The sequence below is a fragment of the Spongiactinospora gelatinilytica genome (assembly GCF_003236385.1).
In the GTDB taxonomy this organism is placed as follows: Bacteria; Actinomycetota; Actinomycetes; order Streptosporangiales; family Streptosporangiaceae; genus Spongiactinospora; species Spongiactinospora gelatinilytica.
Genome location: NZ_POUA01000188.1, coordinates 1 through 14324 on the forward strand (window position 1 = coordinate 1; position 14324 = coordinate 14324).

Annotated in this window: 18 protein-coding genes; 9 read left to right on the forward strand and 9 right to left on the reverse strand. The window is 71.9% G+C overall.

From position 1 onward, the window contains the following. Positions 1 to 806, forward strand: an 806-nt coding sequence (locus C1I98_RS41625) for an alpha/beta hydrolase (protein WP_111169399.1), incomplete at its 5' end; no start/stop codon positions are given. Positions 807 to 906: 100 nt separating this feature from the next. Here C1I98_RS41625 and C1I98_RS22405 read toward each other — a convergent pair. Continuing rightward, positions 907 to 1677, reverse strand: a complete 771-nt coding sequence (locus C1I98_RS22405; protein WP_233508072.1) for a serine hydrolase — start codon at positions 1675 to 1677, stop codon at positions 907 to 909. 214 nt (positions 1678 to 1891) lie between these two features. Here C1I98_RS22405 and C1I98_RS22410 point away from each other — a divergent pair, with 214 nt between their 5' ends. Beyond that, positions 1892 to 2287 carry a VOC family protein gene (locus C1I98_RS22410; RefSeq protein ID WP_111169413.1) on the forward strand — a complete coding sequence of 132 codons (396 nt, stop codon included), beginning with the start codon at positions 1892 to 1894 and terminating at the stop codon, positions 2285 to 2287. 43 nt (positions 2288 to 2330) lie between these two features. Here the strand turns inward: C1I98_RS22410 and C1I98_RS22415 are convergent, their stop codons facing one another. Then, positions 2331 to 3179 carry a nitroreductase/quinone reductase family protein gene (locus C1I98_RS22415; RefSeq protein WP_111169401.1) on the reverse strand — a complete coding sequence of 283 codons (849 nt, stop codon included), beginning with the start codon at positions 3177 to 3179 and terminating at the stop codon, positions 2331 to 2333. Between the two features lie 367 nt (positions 3180 to 3546). Here C1I98_RS22415 and C1I98_RS22420 point away from each other — a divergent pair, with 367 nt between their 5' ends. Both C1I98_RS22420 and C1I98_RS22425 read left to right on the forward strand, forming a co-directional pair. After that, on the forward strand, positions 3547 to 3786 hold the full coding sequence (locus C1I98_RS22420) for a DUF6343 family protein (protein ID WP_111169402.1): 240 nt from the start codon (positions 3547 to 3549) through the stop codon (positions 3784 to 3786). Next, positions 3783 to 4736, forward strand: coding sequence for a TIGR03557 family F420-dependent LLM class oxidoreductase (locus C1I98_RS22425; RefSeq protein WP_111169403.1), 954 nt, complete (start codon positions 3783 to 3785; stop codon positions 4734 to 4736). The genes C1I98_RS22420 and C1I98_RS22425 overlap by 4 nt, the downstream gene beginning before the upstream one ends. Here the strand turns inward: C1I98_RS22425 and C1I98_RS22430 are convergent. Further along, on the reverse strand, positions 4729 to 5754 hold the full coding sequence (locus tag C1I98_RS22430; protein WP_111169404.1) for a DNA topoisomerase IB: 1026 nt from the start codon (positions 5752 to 5754) through the stop codon (positions 4729 to 4731). The genes C1I98_RS22425 and C1I98_RS22430 overlap by 8 nt on opposite strands. A gap of 10 nt (positions 5755 to 5764) precedes the next feature. Further along, positions 5765 to 6496: a FadR/GntR family transcriptional regulator gene (locus C1I98_RS22435; RefSeq protein WP_111169405.1), complete on the reverse strand. Its 732-nt coding sequence runs from the start codon at positions 6494 to 6496 to the stop codon at positions 5765 to 5767. 80 nt (positions 6497 to 6576) lie between these two features. Here C1I98_RS22435 and C1I98_RS22440 point away from each other — a divergent pair, with 80 nt between their 5' ends. Further along, positions 6577 to 7410 (forward strand): fumarylacetoacetate hydrolase family protein, encoded by an 834-nt coding sequence (locus tag C1I98_RS22440; protein WP_111169406.1) that lies wholly within the window; start codon positions 6577 to 6579, stop codon positions 7408 to 7410. Here C1I98_RS22440 and C1I98_RS22445 read toward each other — a convergent pair. From C1I98_RS22445 to C1I98_RS22460, 4 genes are read right to left on the reverse strand one after another with little or no spacing between them, the layout of a single operon-like run. Continuing rightward, positions 7407 to 8045 (reverse strand): transaldolase family protein, encoded by a 639-nt coding sequence (locus tag C1I98_RS22445; protein ID WP_111169407.1) that lies wholly within the window; start codon positions 8043 to 8045, stop codon positions 7407 to 7409. The genes C1I98_RS22440 and C1I98_RS22445 overlap by 4 nt on opposite strands. Positions 8046 to 8065: 20 nt before the next feature. Beyond that, positions 8066 to 8920 (reverse strand): FGGY family carbohydrate kinase, encoded by an 855-nt coding sequence (locus tag C1I98_RS22450; protein WP_111169408.1) that lies wholly within the window; start codon positions 8918 to 8920, stop codon positions 8066 to 8068. 2 nt (positions 8921 to 8922) lie between these two features. Then, entirely contained in the window at positions 8923 to 9570 is a 648-nt protein-coding gene (locus C1I98_RS22455) for a KpsF/GutQ family sugar-phosphate isomerase (protein WP_111169409.1), read from the reverse strand. After that, positions 9567 to 10451 carry an ATP-binding cassette domain-containing protein gene (locus tag C1I98_RS22460; RefSeq protein ID WP_233508073.1) on the reverse strand — a complete coding sequence of 295 codons (885 nt, stop codon included), beginning with the start codon at positions 10449 to 10451 and terminating at the stop codon, positions 9567 to 9569. The genes C1I98_RS22455 and C1I98_RS22460 overlap by 4 nt, the downstream gene beginning before the upstream one ends. Between C1I98_RS22460 and C1I98_RS22465 the strand changes: the two genes are divergently transcribed. Together C1I98_RS22465 and C1I98_RS22470 are read left to right on the forward strand one after the other, a co-directional pair. Next, the gene (locus C1I98_RS22465; RefSeq protein ID WP_233508074.1) at positions 10438 to 11298 is read left to right on the forward strand and encodes a sugar-binding transcriptional regulator; all 861 of its coding nucleotides are present in this window, start codon (positions 10438 to 10440) and stop codon (positions 11296 to 11298) included. The genes C1I98_RS22460 and C1I98_RS22465 overlap by 14 nt on opposite strands. A 173-nt stretch (positions 11299 to 11471) precedes the next feature. Then, positions 11472 to 12071, forward strand: coding sequence for a beta/alpha barrel domain-containing protein (locus tag C1I98_RS22470; RefSeq protein ID WP_111169414.1), 600 nt, complete (start codon positions 11472 to 11474; stop codon positions 12069 to 12071). Between the two features lie 16 nt (positions 12072 to 12087). Here C1I98_RS22470 and C1I98_RS22475 read toward each other — a convergent pair whose 3' ends face one another. Further along, complete coding sequence (locus C1I98_RS22475) at positions 12088 to 13269, reverse strand: acyltransferase family protein (RefSeq protein ID WP_233508075.1); 1182 nt, start codon at positions 13267 to 13269, stop codon at positions 12088 to 12090. A 191-nt stretch (positions 13270 to 13460) separates the two neighbouring features. Between C1I98_RS22475 and C1I98_RS44165 the strand changes: the two genes are divergently transcribed. Continuing rightward, on the forward strand, positions 13461 to 13580 hold the full coding sequence (locus tag C1I98_RS44165) for a DLW-39 family protein (RefSeq protein ID WP_013130296.1): 120 nt from the start codon (positions 13461 to 13463) through the stop codon (positions 13578 to 13580). 58 nt (positions 13581 to 13638) lie between these two features. Further along, positions 13639 to 14324 (forward strand): HAD-IA family hydrolase (locus tag C1I98_RS22480; protein WP_233508076.1); only part of this gene is annotated, 686 nt, incomplete at its 3' end.

The following is a 14324-nucleotide window of genomic DNA, read 5'->3' on the forward strand; positions in this document are numbered from 1 at the left end:
CCCCCGCCCGCCCCGAGCCGAGCGAGGAGGAGGCCCGGGACTTGCTGCGGCGGTTCGCCACGGAGATCGACTTCCAACCCCGTTCCCCGATCCTGTACTCCCCCGGCGACCAGGGCCTCGCCTACGAGGACGTCACCTTCCCCTCGGCGGACGGGGTGCCGCTGGAGGGCTGGTTCATCCCGGCGCCCGGCTCGAACAAGCTGGTCATCGCCAATCACCCGATCGGGTTCAACCGGTCCGGCATGCCCGCGCATCTTGAGCCGTGGCGGTGGCAGTGGGAGTCCAGCGGAAACGCGCTAGAGATCAACTTCATCCCGGACTACCGGATCCCGCACGAGGCGGGCTTCAACGTGCTCGCGTACGACCTGCGCAGTCACGGTCACAGCGGCGAGGGCAACGGGGGCGTCACCTCCGGCGGGATCTACGAGGCCCGGGACGTCATCGGCTCGCTGAAGTACGCCCGCGACCGGCGGGACACCCGCGACATGGCCGTCGGACTGTTCAGCCGGTGCCTGGGCGCCATCGCCACGTTCGCCGCGATGGCGCGCGCGCCCGAGGCGTTCGGCGCGGTGCGCTGCCTGGTCGCGGCGCAGCCGGTGACCGCGCGGACCATTCTCGCGCGCACCCTGGCGCGGATGGGCCTGCCCGGCCGTATCGACGAACTGGAACGGCTCATCGTCATGGACACGAGCATCGAACCGCGGCGGCGGGACCCCGGCAGTGGACGGGGGAGCGTCCGCGTGCCGACCTTCCTTTACCAGGTACGCGACGACATCCTCACCCATCCCGATGACGTGCGGGCCTGATGATGCCGGTCTTCCTGCGCCGTGCGGCCAGTGCCGAGAGCCTGGCCTGGATGTACCGTCACCACATCGACTGGGACCAGCCGGTCGTCGCCTGAACCACTTATCCGACGTGCGGCCGGGGGACGCCCGCCAGGGCGGCGATCTCGACGCCCGCCTCGCGCACCCGCCGGACCAGCTCGTGGTCATCGCCGCCGACCGTCGGGCCGTTGGCCAGCACCGCGTACCCGATCCTGCGGACGCCGACCAGCACCCCCACGTCGGTGCGCACGCCCTCGTCGATGCCGGTCTTGTTGGCCACCCAGATCGTGCCCGGCGCGGTCTTGTCCGGGATCTTCCGGGACTCGGGGTCGTGCGGCACCAGGGCCGGGACCAGGCAGCGGTCGGTGTTGTGCGCCATCCAGCCGAGCATCGTGCGGGTCCACTCCTCCTGGCCGTCCAGCAGGGCGGCGAAGCGGGCCAGCTCGCCGGCCGTGCCGACCGCGAAGTGCGGCGGGTCGGACGGCAGGCGCGGCTCACGGACGCGGTCCAGGACGCGGGTGCGGATCAGGCCGAGCCGGGCGGACTCGTCGGTGACCCGGTCCAGGCCCAGGTGGCGCAGCAGCGAGTTGGTCGCGGTGTTGTCGCTCACCGAGGCGACCAGCACGGCCAGGTCGGTGATCGTCCAGCGGCGCTGGGAGAGCACGCCGAGCAGCCCCGAACCGTTGACGTAGTCGGCGTCGCGCACCTCCACCACCTCGTCGGGGGCGAGCGTGCCGGCCGCCAGGCCCCTCGCCACGCCGGCCAGGACGAGCAGCTTGCCGGCGCTGGCCAGCCGCAACTCCGCGTCGTCGTTGATGGAGATCTCGCCGGGCACGGAAATCGCGATCCTCACATGCCCACCGCCGTCCGGGTCATCTCTGCAATCCTCCGCACCGCCGCATCGCCTCCCAGTCAGAAGGCCCCCACCACCGGGACACGCCTCCTTCAACAGTTTCCAGCACCCGACGCACCACCCCTGCCCGATGTCGGATCTTCCTATCAGTCGCCCTTTGCCAGCATTAGATCGACCTTGACTTATATAAACGGAAATTGAAATAGTGGCCCGCATGACACAGAAGGTCACGACGTTCCTGATGTTCGAAGGCGCGGCCGAGGAGGCGATGAACTTCTACGTCTCGCTCTTCGACGACTCCGAGATCCTGGCCATCACCCGGTACGGCCCCGAGGGCCCGGGAAAGGAGGGCAGCGTCGTGCACGCCGCCTTCAAGCTGGCCGGCCAGGAGTACATGGCCATCGACAGTTATGTGTCGCACGGCTTCACCTTCACCCCGGCGACCTCCCTCTACGTCCAGTGCGAGTCCGAGGCCGAGCTGGAACGGCTGTGGGCGGCCCTCGCCGAGGACCGCACGCCGCTGATGCCGCTCGGCGAGTACGGGTTCAGCAAGCGGTTCGGCTGGACCAACGACCGCTTCGGCGTCTCCTGGCAGCTCAACCTGGCCTGACGGCCGGGGGCGACCCCCGGCCGTCAGGCGGAGCCGGCAAGGCTCAGAAGGTGAACTTGTTCAGGATCGGAAGAAGCTGTTCCTCCTCGTAGTCCAGGTGGGCGAGGAGGTCGGTGGTGAGCCGTTCGACCTCCCCGGCGAGCACGGCCGGCTCGGGCGCGTCGGCCGCCAGCACCGCCTTGAGGTCGTCGAGCAGCCGGGCGACCACCTCGTGCTCTTCGCGCAGCCGGGCCAGCGCGGGGGCCAGTTCGGGGTTGCTCCGGTCCAGGGCCGGGAACATCCCGTTGTCCTCATGGCCGTGGTGGACGGTGAGGTTCTGGCACATCGTCAGGCAGTTGACGCGGAGCTGCGCGCCCAGCACCGGCCCCGACGCGGCGATCTCCTTGCGGATGATCAACAGCTCGGTGCGGAACGACTCGTGGACCTTCCGCAGCATCTCGCCGAGCGATGCGGGACCGCCCGGACCGTCCTCGCCCGGCTCGTCGTCGATCGGGGTCAGCGCGACGACCGGGATCACGCGGGTGGTCTTGGCCTGGTACTCCGCCCAGCCCGGGTCGGCCTCGACCGCGCGGGCGAATATGGCGTCGCGCTCCGCGCCCTCCAGTACGGCGGCCCGCGCCCGGAAGGTGAAGGCCCCGGTCTCGACGGTGACCACCGGGTCGGCCAGCAGGTCGTGGTACCAGGCCGGGTGCCTGGGCGAACCCCCGGCCGAGCCGATGATCAGCATTCGGCCACCGTCGGGGAGGTAGCCGACGGGGGTGGTGTGCCGGGCGCCGCTCCTGGCCCCCGTGGTGGTCAGCAGCAGCAGCCGGGCGTCCTCGAAGGGGCCCCCGACCCTGCCGTCGTTGGCGCGGAACTCGTCGATGATCTGCTGATTGAAGTCAATGGGCATACTGCGTAGTGCTCCTGGCATGGTGAAACGACCAAAAGTGAAACGACCAAAAGTGGAACGACCAGAAATGGTCAGACGACTGGTGTGATGACGAATCGCGCGCAGGCTGGAGCACACGCCGGTGAAGGCGTCAGGGGGTGACGAGACACTCGTGACCGCCGCAGGGACGCGGGCGCGCGAAAGGCGCGCGGGTCAGCCGCCGCCGGTGGCGTAGAAGCTCACGACATCATCCCCTGCGGGTCGGGTGCCGCTCGCCGCCACCGGTGATCGGCTCGGCGTTACGACACGCACCCATTACATGGGCATTGCCGAAACCTTGTCAACCTGATAACAGGTTTCGCCGGAGACGGCTGGGCAGGGGGTCCCCATGTGGGGAAACCGAAGCGGCACCGAGCCGAAGAACGCCAAGAGCCCGCTGCGCGTCCGCGCCGGTCTCGCGGCGGTGGCCCTGCCGCTCGCCCTGGCGGCCACGATCTTCTTCGTGTACCGGGCGGTCGCCACCGGCGAGTCCGTCTGGACGGTGGAGGCCGTCATCGCGGCGGCCGTGGCCGTCACCGCCGCCATCGACCTGGTCGTGATCAGACGGAGGATGGGGAACCGGCCATGACGAAGTTCGGATACTTCCTCGCCAGCGAGGAGCACGGACCCAAGGACCTCGTACGGCAGGCCAAACGCGCCGAGCGGGCCGGCTTCGAGGCCCTGTGGATCTCCGACCACTACCATCCGTGGGTCGGCGAGCAGGGCCAGAGCTCGTTCGTCTGGTCTGTGATCGGCGCGATCACCCAGGTCAGCGCGCTGCCCATCACCACGGCGGTGACCTGCCCGACCGTGCGCATCCACCCGGCGATCATCGCCCAGGCCGCGGCCACCAGCGCGGTGCTGGCGGAGGGCAGGTTCCGGCTCGGCGTCGGCACCGGAGAGGCGTTGAACGAGCACATCGTGGACTCCCGCTGGCCGCCGCTCGCCGAACGGCTGGACATGCTGGACGAGGCCGTCGGCCTGATGCGCGACCTGTGGACCGGCAAGCTGGTCACCCACCGAGGCGAGCACTACGAGGTGGACACCGCCCGCCTCTACACCCTGCCGGCGGACCCGCCGCCGGTCTTCGTCTCCGGCCTCGGCCCCCGGGCGGTGGAACTGGCCGGGCGGATCGGCGACGGCTACATCTGCACGCGTCCGTCCGCCGAACTGGTGACGATGTTCCGCGAGTCCGGCGGTGCGGGCAAGATCGCCCAGGGCGGCCTGAAGGCGTGCTTCGCGCACAGCGAGGAAAAGGCCCGCGAGACCGTCCACCGGATCTGGCCGAACGAAGGCGTCCAGGGCGAGGCGTCGCAGCTTCTCCCGCTGCCCCGGCACTTCGAGCAACTGGCCGGGATGGTCACCGAGGAGGCCGCCACGGCGGGCAAGCCGTGCGGGCCCGACCCGGAGGTACACGCCGCCGCGCTGCGCGAGTACGTGGACGCCGGCTTCGACGAGGTCTACGTCAGCCAGATCGGCCCGGAGCAGGAGGAGTTCTTCGAGTTCTACGCCGACAAGGTGCTCCCGCTGGTCAGGTGACCGGCTCGGGCCAGGGCGCGGCGCGCAGCAGCCCGATGACCGCCTGCTCCGGCTCGCCGTGGGTGGCAAGAACCGAGTCACCGCCCGCCAGTCCGCCCAGTCCGATCGTCACGCCCTGCTCGTACCGGTCGATGACCCGCGGATCGACGTAGGAGGCCCGCGCCACCGCCGGGGTGTTGCCCAGGTAGTCGGCGACCTCGGCCATCACCCGGGCGATCGCCCGTTTACGCGCCGCCGCCCGCGCGGACGCCTTGGCCGACACCGCGAGCCCGACCGCGGCCAGCACCGTGGCGTGCCAGGTGCGGAAGTCCTTGGCGGTGACCTCGCCGCCGAAGACCTCCTTGAGGTAGTCGTTGACGTCGTCGCTGGTCACGTCGCGCCAGCCGGCGCGGGCGTCGCGGTAGCGGAGCAGTTCGGGGCCCGCGTCGGGCCGGGTGAGCAGCGCCCTGATCACCTTGCAGACGTCCCGGTCGGTCAGGATGGTCTCGTGGGGTTTGCCGCCCTTGCCGGGATATCGGCAGGCCACCACGCCGTTGCGCGCCCGCACGTGCTCGGTGCGCAGCGTGGCCAGCCCGAAGGAGTCGGTGTACTCCGCCCCGCCGACCCGCAGGAACCCGGTGTCCAGGATGCGCGCCGCGGCGGCCAGCACCCGGTGCCGGGTGAGCCCGCGCCCGGCCAGGTGCCCGGCCACGGTCTCGCGGAACGCGGGCAGCTTCTCGGCCACGTCCAGGACGTGCTCGAACTTCAGCCGGTCCTGCTGCTCGCGCCACACGTCGTGGTACCGGTACTGCCTGCGGCCCGCCGCGTCGGTGCCGACCGCCTGGAGATGCCCGTCCGGGGAGGCGCAGATCCACACCTCGGTCCACGCGGGCGGCACGGCGAGCGCCCTGATCCTGGCCAGCGTCCCGGCGTCGCGCACGGGCTCGCCGCCGGGCAGGTGATAGCTGAAACCGCGCCCTCGCCGCCGCCGCAGGATGCCCGGTTCGTTCGGATCGCTCTGCCGCAGCCCGCCGTTCATCCGCCTGCGGCTACCCGCCGTCCCGCGGTGCTAACGGCCCGCCGGGCGGGACGGTGTTGTGCTCGCGCATCAGCCGTTCGGCGCGCTCGGCGTCGTGGCCGGCGATGGCGTCCACGATCGCGGCGTGCAGCTTGTGGCGTTCGTCCAGGTAGTCGGGGAGTGGCCGGGCCTGCTCCTCGTACAGTACGGCCAGCGTGTGCGTCTCGATCACCTCCAGCAGGCCCGTGTAGATCGAGCGCAGCACCTGGCTCGGGCTGACCGCCGCGATCTTCTTGTGCAGCCGCCAGTTGGCCCGGGTGAACGCGGTGGCGTCGGGCGTCCGGGCGGCCTGGGCCATCTCGGCCAGCACCTCGCGCATCTCGGCGATGTCGGCGGGGGAGGCGTGCCACAGGGCGTCCTCGACCAGCAGTGGGTCCAGTGCGTTGCGGATGCGCACGGCGTCGGCCACCGAGGTCTGGGCGTCGGCGAGCGCGAGTACGGCGTTGCCCAGCCGTACCATCGGCGACTGCTCGGCGGCGAACAGGCCGCCGCCGGGGCCCGGCCGCACCGACACCAGGCCGCGGGCCTGGACCAGCCGCAGCGCCTCGTTGAAGGTGCCGACCGAGACCCCGCAGCGGGCCCGCAACTCCTCCTTGGTGCCGAGCCGCGCGCCCGGCTCGGCGGCACGGGCGAACGCCGCGATGCGGTCGGCGGCCATCTCGGGCCGCGACCGCGCCTCATGCCGTGCCGTGGGGTCAGCCATGGGGTCAGCTTGACATACATAGCGGCATGTGGGAGAAAATTCCCCATATTCATAATGATGAATTGACCCTGGGGGCTCCTGTGCGCATCGCGAATCTCGACGGCAGGCTGGCACTGATCACCGACGGCGGCGCGGTCGACGCCGAGCGGGCCAGCGGCGGGGCCTTCGGTCCCGACCCGCAGGCGGTGTTCGAGCGCTGGGCGGAGTTCTCCGCGTGGGCGCGCGACGCGGACGTGTCGCAGGCCCGGCCGTACGACGTCGCCGACCTGCGCGCGCCCGTCCCGCAGCCCCGGCAGATCTTCGCGATCGGCCTCAACTACCGCGAGCACGCCGTCGAGTCCGGGTTCGAGATCCCCCAGCACCCGGTGGTGTTCACCAAGTTCGCCTCGTCCATCACCGGCCCGGCCGGGCGCATCGGGCTGCCCGACGGCAAGGTCGACTGGGAGGTCGAGCTGGTCGCGGTGATCGGCGCCCGCGCCTACCAGGTGAAGGAGTCCAACGGCTGGGACCATGTGGCCGGGCTCACCGTGGGCCAGGACATCTCCGACCGGCTCACGCAGTTCATCGCGCCGCCGCCGCAGTTCAGCATGGGCAAGTCCTTCCCGGGCTTCGCGCCGATGGGCCCGGTGCTGGTCACCCCGGAGGAGTTCGACGACCGCGACGACATCGCGCTCGGCTGCACGCTGAACGGCGAGCCGGTGCAGGACGCCCGCAGCAGCGACCTGATCTTCGGCATCCCGGCGCTGATCGCTCGCCTTTCTGCGGTGCTGCCGCTGCTGCCCGGGGACGTGATCTTCACCGGCACCCCGTCCGGCGTCGGCCAGAGCCGTACCCCGGCCCGCTTCCTCGCCCCCGGCGACGAGCTGGTGACCTGGGTGGACGGCATCGGCGAGATGCGGCACACCTTCGGTTAACCCGCCGCCGTGGCCTCGAACTCGGCCGCCGCCGCGAGCGTCAGCTCGTCGGCGAGCAGCGCCTCGCACAGCGGCGCGCCGAGCGCGAAGTCGGGCACGCCCGCGGCGGCCAGCGCCGCCACGTCGTCGGGGCCGCGCAGGCTCGCCACCAGCACCCGCGTGCCCTTGCCGGCCAGGAGCCGCTGCATGGCGATGGCCTGCTCCACCCCGTTCCTGCCCTGGTCGGTCATCCGCCCGATGTACGGGGCGATGTACCGGGCCCCGGCCGCGTCCGCGAACAGCGCCTGCGCCGCGTGGTAGACGGCGGTGATCAGCACCGGCACCTGGCGGGCGGTCAGCAGCCTGGCCGCCGCGAAGCCCGCCCGGGTGGCGGGGATCTTCACCACGGCCCGCGGCCCCAGGTCGCGGATCCTGTTCGCGCTCGCCAGGATGTCCTCCTGCGTGGTGCCGAGCGTCTGCATGAAGACCTTCGCGGCTCCGGCCGCCGTCGCCCACTGGTAGACCGCGGGCAGGTCCGCGTCGCTCAGCCCGGCGCGGCCGAGCAGGGTCGGGTTGGTGGTGATGCCCGCGAACAGGCCGGTGGCCAGCAGCGGCTCGACGGCGGAACGATCGGCGGAATCGACGTAGAGGGCCATGGAATTCCTTCGCTAGGGGATCAGGTCGTGACGGTGGTCGCGAGGGCGAGGTACCGCTCCAGCGCGGCCGGACCGCCGCCGGGCCGCGGGCCGGCCGCCGTGGCGGTGGGCGGGCACCACGCGTCCCGTACGACGGGCACGTCCACGCCGCGCAGTACGGCGGCGGCCTGCGCGCACGCGCCCCGTGCGGTCGCCTCCGGCGCGTCCCGCGTGATCACCGGCCGGTCCAGGGCGTCTGCCAGCACCTGCCGGTAGGCGGGCGAGCGCGCCCCGCCGCCCGCGGCCACCACCTCGCCGTCCGCCAGCAGGTCGGTCCGCCACCGCCCCTCGAACGCCGCGTAGTAGCCGGTGCCCGAGGCGTCGGAGCGGTCGGTGACCCGTTCGCCGGTCAGCCGGTAGGTCAGCCAGTCGTGCGGCAGCAGCACCGTGGCGATCCTGGTCAGATTCTCCGGCTCGTGCTCGGCCAGCCAGGCCAGCTTGGTGATGGTCAGCGCGGCCATGGGGGTGAGGCCGATCGCGTCCGGCCAGTTCACGCGCGGGCGCAGGGCGGCGGCCTGCCGGGCCGAGGTGGTGTCGTTCCACAGCTTGGCGGGACGGATCACCGCGCCCGCCGCGTCCAGGGCGACCAGCCCGTGGCACTGCGCGCCGACGCTCAGCGCGCCGATCTCCGCAGGTCGTACCCCAGCCGCCGCGCACGCCCCCGCCAGCGCGATCCGCAGCGCCGCCCACCAGGCCACCGGGTCCTGCTCACTGACCGGCGGATGGGTGACCGGGTGCGGCGCGCGGCCGCTGCCGAGCAGCGCCCCGGAGTCGGCGTCGCGCAGCTCCACCGCGCAGGACTGGGTGGAGCTGTCGATCCCCGCGACGAGGGGCATGGTCAGGTCTTCTCCGTGGCGTCGAACGTCAGCGCGGGCAGCGGGTCGGGGACGTGCTCGATCCGCCCCACCGCGCCGGACGGGTGGCTGTGCGGTACTCGGTCCCAACCGTAACGACGCAGCCGCATCAGCACGTAGGCCAGGGCGTCCCCCCAGACCGCGACGGCCAGCGTGGACCCCATCGCGATCACCTCGCCCGGATCGACCTCAGGCGGGCTGTCCAGCTCGACCACCAGATCGGCCCGGCGGCCCAGCTCCGAACCCGCGTCGGCGGTCAGGGCGATCACCTTCGCGCCACGCTCGCGCACTCGCGTGGTCAGGTCGTTGATCTCGCCGGACCCGCCGCCCCGGGAGATCGCGATCAGGATGTCGCCCTCGGTGACCGCGCCCATCGTGCGGTGCAGCGCGTCCGCCGCCTGGATGAACACCGCCGGGGTGCCGCACACTCCCAGCAGGTGCGCCATCCGGCGGGCGATGGCACCCGAGGTGCCCGCCCCCGTGACGAACACCTTGCCCCGGCACTCGTACAGCCACCTGGCGGCCTCGACGAACGTCTCGTCGAGCTGGTCGGCGACGCCCAGCACCCCGCCCGCCTCGCGGCGTACCGCCGCGCGACCCTCGCGCAGCACCTCATCGGCCACGGCCGTCATACGTTCGTTCCCTTCGTCGAGTCGGTCCAGGCGGTGTGCCTGAGTGCGGCGGGTGAGAGTTCGGAGGCCGGGCGGGTCACGCCGTCGCAGCGCCCGTGGGCGAACGTCACGACGTCGTCGGCGACGTCCAGGATCTCCTCCTCCTCGCTGGAGACCACGATCACCGTCATGCCCTCGTCCGCGGCGAGGCGGCGCAGCAGCCGGTGGATCTCGTCCTTGACGCCGATGTCCACGCCCTTGGTCGGCTCGTCGAGCAGCAGCAGCCGGGGTTCCTGGGCGAGCGTGCGGGCCAGCAGCACCTTCTGCTGGTTGCCGCCGGACAGGCCGACCACGGGCGCGGCCCGGTTGCCGCGCACCCGGAGCTGGTCCATCAGGCGGGCGGCCCGGTCGGCCATGGCCCGCCGGTCCAGCACCCCGAACCGGGTGAACGTGCTCAGTACCGGCAGCACGACGTTCGTCGCGCAGTCCAGTTGCGGGACGATGCCGTCGATCTTGCGCTCCCCGGTGAGGTAGACCACGCCCGCCCGGCGCGCGTGGGCGGGGCTGCGCGGCCGGTACGGCTCGCCGTACAGCTCGACCCGGCCCCCGTCGATCCGGTCCAGCCCCACCAGGCCGCGCAGGAACTCCGTGCGGCCCGACCCGATCAGCCCGTAGACGCCGAGCACCCGCCCCGGGTAGGCGTCCAGCGTCACCCCCGCCAGGCTGGGCGTGCGCAGGTCACGGACCCGCAGGCTCGGTTCGGCGTCCGCCGGGACCGCCGGTACGGCCGGCCGCGCCCGCGTGGTCATGTGCGTGGCGGCCTCCTCACCGGCGATGGCCTCCACCACGGCCGCCCGGTCCACCTCCGCCACCGGCGACGCCTCGAAAGTGGAGATCGCCAAGGAGCTGGGGCTGTCCCGGTTCAAGGTCGCCCGGCTGCTCGAACAGGCCAAGGCCACCGGCATGGTCGCCATCACGCTGCGCGATGTCGGGTTCGTGGACGAGGCCCTGTCCGAACGGCTGCGCGCCCACCTGGGGCTCAAGGAGGCCGTCGTGGTCGAGACCCTGGGCACCGAGGCCGAGGTCCGCACCCAGGTCGGCACGGCCGCCGCCACCCTGCTCACCGAGACCCTGCACGAGGGCGACGTACTCGGCCTGGCCTGGGGCCGCACCCTGACCGCGATGACCGAGCAGTTGACCGCGCTGCCGCCGGTCTCGGTCGTGCAGCTCACCGGCGCGGTCGGTTCCGACCTCACCGAGTCCCCGGTCGAGGCGGTCCGCCGCGCCTCGCTGAGCGCGGGCGGCAGGGCGCGGGCGATCTTCGCGCCGCTGCTGGTCGAGAACGCCGCCACGGCCGCCGCGCTGCGCCGGCAGAGCGACGTCGCCGAGGCCATGGCGCTGTTCGAGCGGGTGACCGTGGCCGTGGTCGCGGTCGGCTCCTGGGACCCGCCGATCTCCCAGCTCCGGGCCATCCTGAACGACGACGACCTGCGCGAACTGACCGCGCAGGGGGTTCAGGCCGAGGTCGCCGGGATTCTCCTGGACGACGAGGGGCGGCTGGTGGGCGGCGACTTCGCCGACCGGTGCCTGTCCATCAGCGCCAGGCAGCTCTCCCGGGTGTCCCGGGTCATCGCGGTCGCGGCGGGCGCGAACAAGGCCCGCGCGGTCCGCGCGGTGGCCAGATCCGGCCTCCTGACCGCCTTGGTCACCGACCGCGCCCTCGCCGAAGCCACCCTGGCGGACCTGTGAACGACCTCTCCCGCAACGCCGCTGCCGCCTCCAGTCCCGCCGAGCCGGGCGGGCTCCGTGGTCCCGGCCGTTTCCGGTGGTGCCGGTGCTCCCGACGAGCTGAGCGATTCTGACGGCCCCGGCGGGCTGGGCCGGCTCGGCGGGTCCGTGCGGGTCGCGGGGTCGCGGGGTCGCTGTGGTCGGTACCGGCCGGGGAGCGCCTGGCCGAGGCCGTACGCCTACGCGACGCCGGACTCACCGTGCTGCACTGGGACCTGACCGACGGCGTGTTCGCCCGCCCTGGCGGCTTCACGGCCGACGCCGCCCGCGAACTGACCGCCCGCACAGGCCTCGCCGCCGAGGCCCACCTGATGGTCACCCGCCCGCTCGACCACGTCGACGCCTGGACCGGCTTCTGCGACCTGGTCGTCGTCCACGCCGAGGCGTACGGCTGGCGGGAGGCCGCCGCCCGCGTCGAGGCCCGGGGCGCGCGCCCCGGCCTGGCCCTCTCCCCGGGTACGCCGCCCACTGACGCCCCCACCGAGCTGGACGTCCTTGTGATGTCGATCACTCCCGGCCACGCGGGGGCCAGGTTCGAGGACTCGGCGCTGCGTTCTTTGCGGCAGGCCCGGTCGTCGGGCCTCGCCCGGATGGTCGGTGTGGACGGCGGTGTCACCCGCGAGGCGGCGATGCGCGCCGTGGCCGCCGGAGCCGACTGGATCGTCAGCGGCACCGCCCTGTTCGGATCTCGGGATCCCCGCGCCTGGCTCGCGTCGGTCCGGCGTCAGGCGTAACGCTTGGTATCCGGCGTCAGGCGTAACGCTTGGCGATCCGGCGTCCCAGACGCTGCATCGGGGCCTCCACCAGCCGGTACGTCAGCCAGCTCGCCCCCAGCAGCACCGCCACGAACCCGGCCGCCGCCGCCGCCTGCACCGGCCATGCCGAGTCGCGCAGACTGCCGGTCACCGTGAGCATGTACTTCAGCAGCGGGTGATGCACCAGGTAGAGCGAGTAACTGATCAGCCCCAGCCAGGCCAGCACCTTCGGGATGCGCCGTCGGCGCAACGCCATCCCCGCCGCGAACGTCCCCGCCGCCAGCACCATCGTGATGGTCCACGCCACCGGCTGCACCCACCACCAACCCGCCTGAATCGACCAGAACGGACTCAACGTGATCAGCACGCCCGCGGCCAGTACCGGCCACAGTGACGCCTCGCCCCGCTCCCAGCGGTAGATCGCGGTGCCCGCGAACATCGACGCCAGGATCGCCGCCGCCAGCCACGGCACATAGCTGCCGGTCATGAGCAGGACGACGGCGACCGCGCCCAGGGTGTAGGCGGCGATGGTACGGAGATATCCGGAGATCAGGCAGAACATCCCCACCGCGAACAACGCGAACGACGCGTACGCGGGCCACGTGCCCTTCAGCAGCGGCGCGTTGAGCAGCAGCCCCGCCACGATGGCCGCCCCCCCGAAAACGATCGAGATCGGCCCGCTGGCGCGGTGCACACCGGCCACGAACAACGCCGTGACCAGCAGGTAGAACACCATCTCGTAGGAGAGCGTCCACATCGTGTCCGCCATCCCCGCCTGGTGGACCACGTCGAGCAGCATGCTCGCGTGCGCGGCGGCGGCCGAGGGGTCGCGTGGTACGTGCGGCCGGACGGGGACCCACCACGACAGTGCGAGAACGATGGTGATGGTGAGCAAGTAGAGGGGATAGAGGCGAAATATCCGGCTTATCCAAAACGCACGGATATCGCCTTTGCGTTCCAGGGACGCCGGAATGATATAGCCGCTGACCAGGAAGAACACCAGCACGCCGTACATCCCGAGATTGAACGCATCCGGCCGCAGCGCGGGCGCCACATAGGGCAGCATGTGTTCGGCCACCACGGCGAGCGCGCCCACCCCCCGCAGGCAGTCCAGCCAGGCGAGGCGTTGCGACTCGGAAACCGATGCGGTCGTCGTGACCGGAGAGGCCGTTACCACCCACCAACCGTACCCATCGCCCATCAGCTCGTGTCACACGACGAGCGCATGAATCGTCGTAACGGCGTATCGTGGCAAACCGGGCTGCAATCCGGGCTCTGGCCCGATCCCTTGCTAGGCTGCAAAGAACCGATGGAACCGGGCGTTGTCTCACCCCGGCAGGTGAGACCGTCAAGAAGTGGGGTCACACCGTGAAGAAGCTGCTCGTTCTGGCGCTGGTCGCTCTCGGGGGGCTGCTGATCTGGCGCAAGGTACAGGCTGACCGTGCCGAGCTGGATCTGTGGACTGAGGCGACCGGTAGCGAGAACTGACCGCCGCGGAGGCAATGCGGGTCCGCCGACGGTCCATGAGCACAGCGGAGGTGCAGGCGTGTCGATCGCCACGCCCATAAAGCTGGCCTGCCTGGACCTGGCGGGCACCACCGTCGGCGACATCGCGATGGTGGAGCGCGCGTTCGCGGAAGCGATCGCGACCCAGGGCATAGTCCCCGGGACCGGCGCGTACGCTCGCGCCATGGTGCACGTACACCGGTCCCGGGGCCGTCCGAAGATCGACGTCTTTCACGGCATCTTCCCGGACAACGAGGCCCAGGCCCAAGCCGCCAACCTCACTTTCGAGCGCGCCTACGCCGGCGCCATCGAACGCTCGGGCCTCATCCCCGTCCCGGGCACCGTCGAAGCCCTCGACAAGATCCAGGCCGCGGGCATCCAACTCGCCCTCATCACCGGCTTCAGCCGGGCCACCCTCGGCCGCGTGCTGTCCGCCCTCGACTGGTCCGACAAACTCGACCTCGCACTCAGCCCGGAAGACGCCGGCCGCGGCCGCCCGTACCCGGACATGATCCTCACCGCCGTCCTCCGCCTCGGCATCGACGACGTCCGCCACGTAGCCGTGGCCGGCGACGCCGAGTCCGACATGCTCGCCGCCCGCCGCGCCGGCGCCTCCGCCGCCATCGGCCTCCTCACCGGCGCCCACAGCAAACAACGCCTCCTCTCCGGCGGCGCCACCCACATCCTCGACACCTTCGCCGACCTCCCCGCCCTCCTCCTCACCCC

What these genes read in the sequence shown, in the direction of transcription:
- C1I98_RS22435 (WP_111169405.1), bottom strand. Translation starts at nt 6,496, where the DNA reads ATGGCTGACCCCACGGCACGGCATGAGGCGCGGTCGCGGCCCGAGATG.
- C1I98_RS22420 (WP_111169402.1), top strand. Translation starts at nt 3,547, where the DNA reads ATGTGGGGAAACCGAAGCGGCACCGAGCCGAAGAACGCCAAGAGCCCG.
- C1I98_RS22410 (WP_111169413.1), top strand. Translation starts at nt 1,892, where the DNA reads ATGACACAGAAGGTCACGACGTTCCTGATGTTCGAAGGCGCGGCCGAG.
- C1I98_RS22450 (WP_111169408.1), bottom strand. Translation starts at nt 8,920, where the DNA reads ATGCCCCTCGTCGCGGGGATCGACAGCTCCACCCAGTCCTGCGCGGTG.
- C1I98_RS22425 (WP_111169403.1), top strand. Translation starts at nt 3,783, where the DNA reads ATGACGAAGTTCGGATACTTCCTCGCCAGCGAGGAGCACGGACCCAAG.
- C1I98_RS22445 (WP_111169407.1), bottom strand. Translation starts at nt 8,045, where the DNA reads ATGGCCCTCTACGTCGATTCCGCCGATCGTTCCGCCGTCGAGCCGCTG.
- C1I98_RS22455 (WP_111169409.1), bottom strand. Translation starts at nt 9,570, where the DNA reads ATGACGGCCGTGGCCGATGAGGTGCTGCGCGAGGGTCGCGCGGCGGTA.
- C1I98_RS22430 (WP_111169404.1), bottom strand. Translation starts at nt 5,754, where the DNA reads ATGAACGGCGGGCTGCGGCAGAGCGATCCGAACGAACCGGGCATCCTG.
- C1I98_RS22415 (WP_111169401.1), bottom strand. Translation starts at nt 3,179, where the DNA reads ATGCCCATTGACTTCAATCAGCAGATCATCGACGAGTTCCGCGCCAAC.